Source organism: Neobacillus sp. 204, from assembly GCF_046562815.1.
Lineage (GTDB): Bacteria > Bacillota > Bacilli > Bacillales > Cytobacillaceae > Neobacillus.
In genome coordinates, this window is the sequence record NZ_JBJORY010000008.1 from 297,593 (window position 1) to 308,821 (window position 11,229).

9 protein-coding genes and 1 pseudogene are annotated in these 11,229 nt (G+C 42.4%); all 10 read right to left on the reverse strand.

Annotation, left to right across the window (positions count from 1 at the left end):
* Window positions 1-200: 200 nt before the first annotated feature.
* Window positions 201-908, reverse strand: coding sequence for an ABC transporter ATP-binding protein (locus tag ACJ004_RS18410; protein ID WP_410894582.1), 708 nt, complete (start codon window positions 906-908; stop codon window positions 201-203).
* Window positions 908-1,687: an ABC transporter ATP-binding protein gene (locus tag ACJ004_RS18415; RefSeq protein ID WP_410894583.1), complete on the reverse strand. Its 780-nt coding sequence runs from the start codon at window positions 1,685-1,687 to the stop codon at window positions 908-910. Before ACJ004_RS18415 ends, ACJ004_RS18410 begins: the two co-directional genes overlap by 1 nt.
* Complete coding sequence (locus ACJ004_RS18420) at window positions 1,662-2,636, reverse strand: branched-chain amino acid ABC transporter permease (RefSeq protein ID WP_410894584.1); 975 nt, start codon at window positions 2,634-2,636, stop codon at window positions 1,662-1,664. Before ACJ004_RS18420 ends, ACJ004_RS18415 begins: the two co-directional genes overlap by 26 nt.
* A gap of 15 nt (window positions 2,637-2,651) precedes the next feature.
* Window positions 2,652-3,530: a branched-chain amino acid ABC transporter permease gene (locus ACJ004_RS18425; protein ID WP_410894585.1), complete on the reverse strand. Its 879-nt coding sequence runs from the start codon at window positions 3,528-3,530 to the stop codon at window positions 2,652-2,654.
* Between the two features lie 314 nt (window positions 3,531-3,844).
* Window positions 3,845-5,017, reverse strand: a complete 1,173-nt coding sequence (locus tag ACJ004_RS18430; protein WP_410894586.1) for an ABC transporter substrate-binding protein — start codon at window positions 5,015-5,017, stop codon at window positions 3,845-3,847.
* A 316-nt stretch (window positions 5,018-5,333) separates the two neighbouring features.
* Entirely contained in the window at window positions 5,334-6,539 is a 1,206-nt protein-coding gene (locus ACJ004_RS18435; protein ID WP_410894587.1) for an MFS transporter, read from the reverse strand.
* A gap of 209 nt (window positions 6,540-6,748) precedes the next feature.
* Window positions 6,749-8,611 (reverse strand): ABC transporter ATP-binding protein, encoded by a 1,863-nt coding sequence (locus ACJ004_RS18440; RefSeq protein WP_410894588.1) that lies wholly within the window; start codon window positions 8,609-8,611, stop codon window positions 6,749-6,751.
* The gene (locus ACJ004_RS18445; protein WP_410894589.1) at window positions 8,611-10,341 is read right to left on the reverse strand and encodes an ABC transporter ATP-binding protein; all 1,731 of its coding nucleotides are present in this window, start codon (window positions 10,339-10,341) and stop codon (window positions 8,611-8,613) included. Before ACJ004_RS18445 ends, ACJ004_RS18440 begins: the two co-directional genes overlap by 1 nt.
* A gap of 145 nt (window positions 10,342-10,486) precedes the next feature.
* Window positions 10,487-10,837, reverse strand: coding sequence for an ASCH domain-containing protein (locus tag ACJ004_RS18450; protein ID WP_410894590.1), 351 nt, complete (start codon window positions 10,835-10,837; stop codon window positions 10,487-10,489).
* Between the two features lie 75 nt (window positions 10,838-10,912).
* Window positions 10,913-11,209 (reverse strand): annotated as a pseudogene (locus tag ACJ004_RS18455) (GMC oxidoreductase); the annotation flags it as partial.
* Window positions 11,210-11,229: the final 20 nt, after the last annotated feature.

Genomic DNA, 11,229 nt, shown 5'->3' on the forward strand with positions numbered 1-11,229 from the left:
TATTGGATGTCTTGCTCTAATGTCTGGGAAAAAATGAACCTCTTTTTCCTTCGACAAGACGCTTCCGCTTTTCGGTTTGTCTAGCTCCAGCGTCTAGGGGCTCGAGGTCATAAGCCAATCCGTCAAGAAGGTTAAAGAGCAACCTTCTCGCCGGCTCGTCTTATGCTTGTCGCCCCTGGCAAGACGCTTCCGCTTTCCGATTAATGCCCGCCTAGATAAGCATTTCTAATCTGGTCGCTTTGATTTAGCTCGTCAGCTGTACCAGAAGCTACAATTTTTCCTGTTTCAATAACATAGGCACGGTCAGCAATGGATAGCGCCATATTGGCGTTTTGCTCTACTAAGAGAATCGTTGTGCCTGTTTTATTGATTTCCTCGATAATCTTAAAAATAGTTTTTACTAATAACGGAGCTAGACCCATGGATGGCTCATCTAACAATAATAGACGAGGCCTAGCCATTAATGCGCGTCCCATGGCGAGCATTTGCTGCTCTCCTCCTGAAAGGGTACCAGACTGCTGTTTTCGGCGCTCTAGCAAGCGTGGGAAAAGCTGATAGACCTTTTCAAAATCTTCTTGAATCCCTTTTTTATCTTTCCTTAGGTAGGCACCTAATTCAAGATTTTCTTCCACGGACATGTTCGAAAAAACACGACGGCCTTCCGGTACTTGTGAAATGCCCCGCTTTACAATTAATTGCGGGACCTTGCCAGCCACATGTTCACCTTCAAACAATACTTCACCATTTTTGGGCTTTAACAGTCCTGAGATGGTTTGTAAAAGCGTACTTTTCCCCGCACCATTGGCGCCAATCAATGTAACAATTTCTCCTTGATTGATCTCGAGGGAAACCCCCTTCAATGCGTGGATAATTCCATAATAAACATTAATATCATTAACTTTTAGCATTAGGAGACCTCCTCTCCAAGATAAGCTTCGATGACTTTTGGATTATTTCTGATTTGATCTGGTGTGCCATCAGCAATTAATTGACCATGGTCAAGCACGTAGATACGCTCACATACACCCATAACAAGGGGCATGTCATGTTCGATTAAGAGGATTGTTAGTGAAAACTTCTCACGGATCAACGAAATTAAATTCATTAGTTCTTCTGTTTCTTGTGGATTCATTCCGGCAGCCGGTTCATCCAGCAGCAATAATTTCGGACCAGCAGCCAAGGCCCGGGCAATTTCAAGACGGCGCTGTTGACCATAAGGCAAGTTCTTGGCCTTTTCATGCATAAAGTTTTCCAACTTGAAGATTTTCAAGAAGTCAATTGCCTTTTCTTCCATTTCTTTCTCACCAGAAAAGTGGGTCGGAAGGCGGAAAATTGAGCTTAGCATCGTATGCTTTGCCAGCGAATGATAGGCTACCTTTACATTATTGAGAACGGACAATTCACTAAACAAGCGAATGTTTTGGAAGGTCCGGCTAATTCCCTTTTTCGTAATCTTATAGGGTGCTAAACCATTAAGTTTTTCACCATCTAACGAAATGCTTCCCTCCGTCGGTACATAAACACCTGTTAGCAAGTTGAAAAATGTGGTTTTACCCGCACCATTGGGGCCAATTAAACCGACAAGTTCACCCTGTTTTAATTCCAGATTTACATCCGAAACAGCCTTTAAACCGCCAAAACGGATTCCGGCATTTTCTACTTTAAGCAACTGTTTTTTTGTTGTCATGCTGTACTCCTCCTTTAGCCGCTTTACCAACTTTAAAGAATGAGGTAATTTCTCTTGTGCCAAGCAGGCCTTGCGGACGGAATAGCATCATCACGATTAGGACAAGACTGTAAATAACCATCCGAACCTCTGGATAGCTAGAGAGGTAGGTAGAAATGATTGTTAACAAAACTGCAGCAATCACTGCTCCGGACATACTTCCTAACCCGCCTAGCACCACAAATATTAAAATATCAAATGACTTCAAAAAGCCAAAGTTTGTCGGCTGAATGATATAAAAGTTATGTGCATATAAAGCACCGGCAATTCCGGCAAAAAAAGCACCAATGGTAAACGCGGTTACCTTATAGAAGGTTGTATTGATTCCCATTGCATCTGCAGCAATTTCATTTTCTCTTATGGAAATACAAGCTCGTCCATGCGTCGAATTTGTAAAGTTCGCAATAACTACTATGGTTAATATTACACATCCGATCAGCCATGGCCACGTCGTAAAGTGGGAGACTGTCATTCCACTTGCTCCGCCAACATAATCAATATTCAAGAAGACAATTCTCACAATCTCTCCAAATCCAAGCGTGGCAATTGCTAGATAATCTCCTTTTAGTCGTAAGGAAGGAATTCCAATGATCAAACCTGCCACCGCTGCGGCCAAACCACCAACAACAAGGGCAACTGGAAACGGGAGGCCGAGTTTCATTGTTATAATTGCTGAGGCGTAAGCGCCAACAGCTAGAAATCCAGCATGTCCAATCGAAAACTGACCGGTGACCCCAATAATTAAGTGAAGACTTACAGCTAGAATAATATTAATACCGATAAAAAATAACGTATTTACATAAAACTGATTTAATGTTCCACCAGTAATTAAAAATTGCATGACGACCGAAAATATGACGGCTAAAACGATCGAGGTCCAGAAAAATTTTGCATTTTTAAACATTGTCATTGCTAAAAGACCTCCTTACACCTTTTCCCTGATATTTTTACCAAATAGACCTGCAGGACGGAAAATTAAAATTAAGATTAGAACAACAAACGCTACACCGTCTCGCCATAGAGAGTAACCTGCCGCACTAACAAGTGACTCAATGACGCCCAACAACAAACCACCGGTCATCGCGCCAGGAATAATTCCAATTCCGCCTAAAACTGCTGCAACGAACGCTTTAAGCCCCGGGATGATTCCCATCAATGGCTCAATTTTTGTATAGTAGACACCAAAAATTACGCCCGCTGCTCCGGCAAGGGCAGATCCAATCGCAAATGTTGCAGAAATCGTATTGTTCACATTGATTCCCATTAATCTTGCGGCATCCATGTCATGTGAAACGGCACGCATCGCTTTACCAATTTTGGTTTTATGAACGATAAATTGTAGTAGAATCATTAGAAATACGGAGGTTCCTAAAATAAGGATAGACTGACCGCTTATTTTCACGCCAAAAACCTCGAGGGTTTTTAATGGAACGATCCCGTCTGGATAGGCTTCCGGCTGGGCACCACGAATATAAATAGTTCCATACTCGATAAACAGTGAAACCCCAATCGCCGTAATAAGGGCAGCGATTCTCGTTGCATTTCGAAGGGGTTTATAAGCAATCCTTTCGATTAATACACCAAAGATGGCACAGGCAGCCATCGAAATAAGTAAAGCTGGGAAAAATCCGATATCAAGAATAGTAATCGAATAAAAGCCTATAAAGGCACCAACCATGAAGACATCCCCATGGGCAAAGTTAATTAGTTTTACAATACCGTATACCATTGTGTATCCTAAGGCGATTAATGCATAAATACTGCCCAAGGAAATTCCATTGACAAGCTGCTGTATTAATTCCATATGTCTTACACTCCTTTGGACCGACTTCAACGTTTCTTTTAATATGAATAAACAAGGTAGGCATGTTGGGGAACGTGCTTTTCTCTTACAAATTGGAATAGGGAGACTTCTGCTCCCTATCCCTTTGGCAAACTATATATAATTTGTCTAGCAGATTCTATCGGGCTAGCTACAGCGCCTAGGGGCTCGGGGTCATAAGCCAATCCGTCAAGAAGGTTAAAGAGCAACCTTCTCGCCGGCTCGTCTTATGCCTGTCGCCCCTAGGAAAAAATGAACTACTTTTTTCCCTGTACAAGGCGCTTCCGCTTTTCTATTTAAGGGTTTATCTTTGTCTTAAATTGTTGTTCACCGTTTTTGTACTCAAGGATAACAGCCGCTTTAATTGGATCATGGTTTTTATCAAGCTTCACTTTTCCTGAAACAAGTTCTAATCCATCTGTTTCTGCAAGTGCCTTCTGGATTTTCTTAGAGTCACTGCTTCCAGCACGTTTAATCGCATCCGCAAGGAAGTATACTGTGTCATAACCAAGAGCTGTAAAGGCATCCGGAGATTTACCATCGTATTTTGCTTTGAACGCTGCAACAAAGTCTTGAACCTTCTTATCACTATCACCTGATGAATAGTGGTTTGTAATAAATGTGTTATTAAGGGATGCTGCGCCTGCAATTTCTACTAGTTTAGGAGAATCCCAACCGTCGCCACCCATGATTGGCACATTTAAGCCAAGCTCACGAGCTTGTTTGATAATTAAACCTACTTCTTCATAGAAACCAGGAACAAAGATATATTCTGGATTTGCTGCCTTAATATTTGTTAATGTTGCACGGAAATCTGTATCCTTTGCTACATATGCTTCTTCTTTAACAATTTTTCCGCCATTTGCTTCAAATGACTTTTTAAAGGATGTCGCAAGACCTTTAGAGTAATCGCTTGAGCTATCAATTAGAACAGCCGCGCTCTTAACCTTTAAATCATTGCTTGCAAAGTTCGCTGCAACTGTACCTTGGAATGGGTCGATAAAGCATGTACGGAAGACAAAGTCATTTAGCTTTCCATCTTTATTAGTAATCGTAGCGTTTGTTGCAGTTGGTGTGATTAATGGAATTTTATTATCTTGAGCAATCTGGACTTGTGCTAGTGTGTTTGTACTTGTTGACGCACCGATCATCGCAACAACTTTATCTTGTGTGGCAAGTTTTAAAGCACCGCTTGTGGCTTCTGCTGCATCTGATTTATTGTCGACTGTTACTAGCTCTAGTTTCTTGCCATTAATACCTTCTTTGTTGATTTCCTCGATTGCTAATTGAATACCTTCTTTTGCTGATTGACCATAAGAAGCTACTCCGCCAGATAGTTCAAGGTTTGCACCAATTTTAATCTTGTCGCTTTTTTCCCCATCACCACTAGCACTTGAATTACATCCTGCCAACACCCCTGCTGCTACCATAAAAGACATAAATACTCCAGCTAATTTTTTCTTCCTCATGTTAAACCCCCTATTTTTTTTGAAAATTTCCCAAATACCTTTGTCTAACTGTTTTAAAAAAAGATAATATTCTGAAAACATTGTACAAAATATTTAGGGGTTCGTCTAGTGTTATTGTAAATTATTTTAAAATAATTTGCAATATATAAAAAATACAGTTTTATTAATAAAAATGGCTTTATTCTACTAAAGTCGAAAAGGATTTACTTTTATTGGTTAACGAAACACGGTTTCCAAATATTTTGGTTAAATATGTTTCAAGGTTCACAAACAAAAAAAAGAGATTCCAAATTAAGGAATCTCCCCGGAAAAATTATTATACTAATTCTTTTCTTTTCGTCTCTTTTCCCAAAAAGAGGACGGTAAAAGCGCCGACAAGGACGGCGATACAGAAAATCGTAAAAATCGTTGAAATCGACACGTTCTTTGTGACAAGCGATCCTACCAATAATGGTCCAAGGACCCCGCCGATTCGTCCAAAGGAAGCGGCCATACCAGTACCTGTTCCGCGAATAATTGTCGGATATTGCTCTGGTGAATATGCATAAAGGCCTCCCCAAGCACCTAAATTAAAGAACGATAACAGGATACCCGCTGTCAGCAATTGTGCGGTGGTATCTGCGGTTCCAAAGAAATAGGCACTGACTGCCGTTCCAAGTAAATAAACCACTAAGACAAATTTACGCCCAAATTTTTCGATAAACCAAGCAGCAGTAAAGTAGCCTGGTAACTGCGCCACAGTCATAATCAACACATATTCAAAGCTTTTGACTAAACTAAAGCCCTTCATGCCCATGACACTAGGAAGCCACAGGAACATGCCATAATAGGAGAAGACGACGCAAAACCAGACAATCCAGAGCATGGCCGTCTGACGGCGATATTCCTTCGACCATAATCTTGCAAAGCCTTGAAAAGCAGAAATTCTTTCTGTTTTCTTTATTGCTGAAAAGCGCGGAGAATCAGGTAAACCGATCCGTAAATATAACGCATACAAAGCAGGGATGGCACTAATAATTAGGGCAATCTGCCAACCATATTTTGGGATAACAAAGTAAGAAATAAGAGCGGACACCAACCACCCGCCTGCCCAAAAGCTTTCCAAAAGTACGACAACCCTGCCGCGCTTTTCAGCGGGGACACTTTCTGAAACAAGGGTTGAGGCAACAGGAAGTTCTCCGCCTAGACCAGCGCCGATGAAGAACCTTAACACTAAAAAGGCTCCTAGTGTTGTAGTAAGCGCGGAAAGACCGCTCCCGATTGAAAATAATAATAAAGTGATGATAAATACATTTTTGCGGCCAATTTTATCTGCCATTAATCCAAAAATAAGTGCACCAACGGCCATCCCAATCGAATTGACACTCCCAATCCAGCCCATCTGTCCAGGCGACAAATCCCATTCTACTTTTAAGGCTGCAATAATGAAAGAAAGCATGCCGACATCCATGGCATCAAACATCCAGCCCATCCCGGCGATGCCAAGCAACCTCCGGCCTGATATTTCCTTTTTGTTTTTCATGTGGACCCCCTAAGTCAGTAGCAATTTTTTATCTATTATTCCCTAAAATTCATTTGTTTAGGTACAAGAACAATTAGTATTCTAGCAGGTGTCTTTACAGTTGTCAGTATTTTATGTTGTTTTTTGATAGAAGATTTGAATTTAGCCAGCCAGAAACCATTCCCATACCAAAAGGCCTAAAAAAAAAGACTGGTTACCCAGTCCCGCTATCAATCCAAAGCCGTTTCCACGTTTTTGAATTGATTAAAAAACATACTATAATATTTACCCTCTAGGGCCATCAACGTCTCGTGGTTTCCGTTCTCGATGATTTCGCCGTGGTCGATCACCATAATGGTGTCGGCATCGCGAATCGTGTTGAGGCGGTGGGCAATGATAAAGCTGGTCCGGTTCTCCATCAATGTTAACAAGGCTTCTTGAATATGCAGCTCTGTGCGGGTGTCAATGCTGCTCGTGGCTTCATCTAAGATGAGCAAAGCAGGCTTCGCTAAGATGACTCTTGCAATGGCTAACAGCTGCCGCTGGCCTTGACTTAGATTACCGCCATTTTCGGTTAAAACCGTTTCATACTGGTTTGGCAGCCGTTTGATAAATGTGTCGGCATTGGCCATCTTCGCCGCACGCTCGACCTCATCGTCGGTTGCCTCTGCATTTCCATACTTGATGTTTTCCTTGATTGTCCCTGAGAATAAATAGGTATCCTGGAGGACAAAGCCAAAGCATCTTCGTAAACTATCCCGTGTATACTCACGGATATCATGGCCATCTAAGAGAATTCGTCCGCTGGTCACGTCATAAAATCTCGTCAGCAAGTTTACTATCGTTGTTTTTCCCGCACCGGTTGGACCGACGAGGGCAGTACTGCTGCCGATGTCGGCTTCAAAGCTGACGTTTTTTAGAATTGGAACATCTGGCCGATACCCAAAACTAACATTTTCAAATACGACATTTCCTCTTGGATTTTCCAAGGAAATAGCTTGAGGTGCGTCGAGCGGTTCCTCTTGTTCATCGATGATTTCGAAGACGCGCTCTGCCCCGGCCACACCTGACTGAAGAATGTTGAAAATATTGGCTAAATCATTAAGCGGCCTAACAAATTGCCTAGAATAGGTGATGAAACTGGCAATCGCCCCCACCGTGATGATGCTTTTGACCGCCAGAATCCCGCCAACCACAGCGACCACTGCAAAGCCCAAGTTATTAATCACGTTCATAATCGGCATCAAAAACCCGGACCAGATTTGAGCCTTGAGGCCGACCTCACGCAGTCTGGCATTGACGACATCAAACTCTTTAATGACCTTTTCTTCATGATTAAAGGCTTTGACAATTTCAATTCCAGAAATGGTTTCCTCAATATGTCCATTTAATTTTCCCAACTGGTCTTGTTGGCTTTTAAAAAAGACACTCGTCCGTTTCGCAATCGTCTTTGTTAATAAAAAAACAAGCGGTACGGTTATTAAGCTGGCTAGCGTTAATAAAGGGCTTAATAGCATCATTAAAATTAATGACCCGGTAATAATGACAACCCCGGACATTAATTGCGTCGTCGATTGCGAGATGGTATTACTTACGTTATCCACATCATTTGAAAGCCTGCTCATTAATTCACCGTGTGAACGAGAATCAAAAAACGACACAGGCAGCTTTTGTAATTTTTTAAAAAGGGAATCCCGTAAACTTTTAACAATTCGCTGCGATACGCCTGCCATCAGCCATCCTTGTAAGAAAGTAAGCAGGCTGTCCATCACATAGGCAGCCACCAAAATGACAATCATCACCTCAAGAAAGCCAAAATCGACTTTTCCGCCCTGACTACGCATGGCATCAATTGCTTTCCCAATCAGGAAGGGAGCGAGGAGCATTAGAGCTGCATCTACGACAATAAAGATAAAAATGATCGAAAGCATTTTCCGCTCTTTGCCAAAGTATTGCCAAAGCCGTTGCAGAGTTCCTTTAAAGTTCTTTGGCTTTATAACAGGTCCACGGCGCCCCGCACCGCCAAAGCCACCTGGCCGCATCGGCGGAGGGGTAGGGGAGGCGCTTTCCGTTTGTACATTTCCCTTTGACATTAATGCTGCACCTCCTTGCCGACTTGAGATTGATAGATTTCCTGGTACACTTGGCAATCCTTCAATAGTTCCTGATGGGTTCCGACCCCAACCAGCTCCCCGTGATCGAGGACAGCGATTTTATCGGCATCAATGATTGAGGTGATCCGTTGCGCTATCAATAAACAGGTCAGCCCTTTAGCATATTTCTTCAGAGACTCCTTGATTTTTGCCTCTGTTGCAACATCGACTGCACTTGTACTATCATCTAATATCAGAATTTCTGGTTGTTTCACTAGCGCACGGGCAATGGCAATCCGCTGCTTTTGCCCACCAGAGAAATTAACACCGCCTTGACCAATTCTTGTGTGGTAGCCTTCCGGTGACCGCTCGATAAACTCATGGGCTCCTGCAATGGTCGCGGCTGTCACCACTTCCGCATCAGTTGCTTCTTCCATACCCCAACGAATATTTTCTGCGACACTACCCGTAAATAAAATATTCTTCTGCGGCACCATGGCAATTTTCTCTCGTAAAATCTTCGGATCGACCAGTTTACTATCAACACCATCCACCTTGATCGTCCCGTTCACGGTATCATAGAAGCGGGGGATCAGTCCGACGAGAGTGCTTTTTCCTGACCCGGTAGAACCGATGATTCCCACCGTTTCTCCGGGCTGGATTGTGAGATTAATATTTTTTAAAATAGGCTCGCCCGCTGTGTTTTCATAGGAAAACGAGACATTTTCAAAATCGATTCGACCTTTTTCCTTGAAAGGTTCGTTCATTACTTCAGGCCATGTAAGGTGATCCTCTTGCAAAAATACTTCATCGATTCTTCCAGCTGAGGCCTTTGCTCTGACAAACATATTAAAAACCATCGAGATCATCATCAGCGAAAATAATATTTGCGTCATATAGTTGATAAAGGCGATAATATGGCCGACCTGAATGTCACCGGTATTTACGCCGGATCCACCGATCCAAAGGACAGCGACAATGCCAAGATTTACGGTCAACATAATCGCAGGGCTAAAGGTGGCCATAAGGCGGTTCGCGGCAATTGATTGCTGTTTATAATCATCATTTACTTTTGCAAACTTACCTACCTCCACATCAAAACGGTTAAAAGCCTTAACCACCCTGACTCCGGATAAGTACTCACGCATGACACTATTCACCCGGTCCAATGCTTTTTGCACACGGGAAAAACGGGGAAAGCCTAATCGCAAATTAACGATGATTAACAATGCCACAATCGGGACAACTACGGCTAATACAACCGAAAGCTGCAAGTTTAACCGCGTCGCCATAATCAACCCGCCAATGGCTAGTAACGGGGCTTTGACGAAAATCCTCATTAATCCATTTACAAACACCTGAACTTGGGTGACATCATTCGTCAGTCTCGTGACTAACGAGGCGCGGTCGAATTTATCGATGTTCTTAAACGAAAGCGTTTGAATTTTTTTAAACAAATCCGACCTTAACTCCGTCCCGAAGTTTTGGGAAACGATACTGGCAACCACACTTCTAGTCGAAGCAGCAACCGCTCCACAGGCCGTAATCAATAGCATCAATCCGCCCATTTTCAACACATAATTGATATCCTTGTTGGCCACACCTTCATCAATAATTTTTGCCATAATGGTTGGCTGCAGCAAATCACTAAGGGCCTCGAAGGTCAGAAAAAGAACAGCTATGCTAAAAGATTTCCAATATTTCTTTATGTATTTTGATAAAAATGTCATCCTCTCACTCCAGCCTGTTGGAAATCCTTTTCTATGAACATTATAATTTTTTTCCAACCATTAACCAAATAATTGACTTTCAATTGCGGTGGTTTGCCCATAAAAAAAGCAGCCCATTGATGAAATGGGCCACTGGCATCAGATACTATTTTTGAACAGGGCTAAACTCATGAACCCAGACCCGCATTTGCGGCAGCCAAGGCATTCCTGGGTGATAGCTTAGAATCGACTGTTTGTACTCTTCTACCGTTTCAAAGCCTTCACGGCGGGCATCGGCATCTGTTAATTCACCTAATGATTGAGAATAGACACGATCAACCACAAAGTCACGGCCTTCTAGTGTCATAATTTCACCAGGGTCAGCATATCGGCCGTTACGGCGTGTTGCCGTTTTTTCACCGGCAAGGACTTTTTTTACATCCGCTTCCATGGTTACTAAGCGTTCAATCGAACAAGTTTTTGGTGGTAAAGTATTGTTATCATTTACTGTCGTCATTTATTTCTCCTCCTATTTCCAATTCATTTATCTATATTAACACTATCAAGATGATTTAATCCATTCCAATAGAAATTAAACCACTTGTCCGCCCTTATCCTGGTATTTAAGGATGCCTTCTGCTGCCCGATAGGCTAAGGCGCCAACGGTATCGGTGGGATTATATCCTGAGTTGTGCGGGAACGCAGTTGCCTCCACGACAAATAAGTTATCGTAATCCCACATTTGCAAATAATTATTTACAGCAGAGGTTGCTGGGTCAGATCCCATGATGACACCGCCGGTATTGTGAGTAGATTGGTAGGTCGTAATATCATATGGGCCTAAATCTTTCATCGTATCGATATGATCGGCACCTATTTCTTTTAGGACGGCTTCATATTATGAAAAGT

What these genes read in the sequence shown, in the direction of transcription:
- ACJ004_RS18410 (WP_410894582.1), bottom strand. Translation starts at nt 908, where the DNA reads ATGCTAAAAGTTAATGATATTAATGTTTATTATGGAATTATCCACGCA.
- ACJ004_RS18415 (WP_410894583.1), bottom strand. Translation starts at nt 1,687, where the DNA reads ATGACAACAAAAAAACAGTTGCTTAAAGTAGAAAATGCCGGAATCCGT.
- ACJ004_RS18420 (WP_410894584.1), bottom strand. Translation starts at nt 2,636, where the DNA reads ATGACAATGTTTAAAAATGCAAAATTTTTCTGGACCTCGATCGTTTTA.
- ACJ004_RS18425 (WP_410894585.1), bottom strand. Translation starts at nt 3,530, where the DNA reads ATGGAATTAATACAGCAGCTTGTCAATGGAATTTCCTTGGGCAGTATT.
- ACJ004_RS18430 (WP_410894586.1), bottom strand. Translation starts at nt 5,017, where the DNA reads ATGAGGAAGAAAAAATTAGCTGGAGTATTTATGTCTTTTATGGTAGCA.
- ACJ004_RS18435 (WP_410894587.1), bottom strand. Translation starts at nt 6,539, where the DNA reads ATGAAAAACAAAAAGGAAATATCAGGCCGGAGGTTGCTTGGCATCGCC.
- ACJ004_RS18440 (WP_410894588.1), bottom strand. Translation starts at nt 8,611, where the DNA reads ATGTCAAAGGGAAATGTACAAACGGAAAGCGCCTCCCCTACCCCTCCG.
- ACJ004_RS18445 (WP_410894589.1), bottom strand. Translation starts at nt 10,341, where the DNA reads ATGACATTTTTATCAAAATACATAAAGAAATATTGGAAATCTTTTAGC.
- ACJ004_RS18450 (WP_410894590.1), bottom strand. Translation starts at nt 10,837, where the DNA reads ATGACGACAGTAAATGATAACAATACTTTACCACCAAAAACTTGTTCG.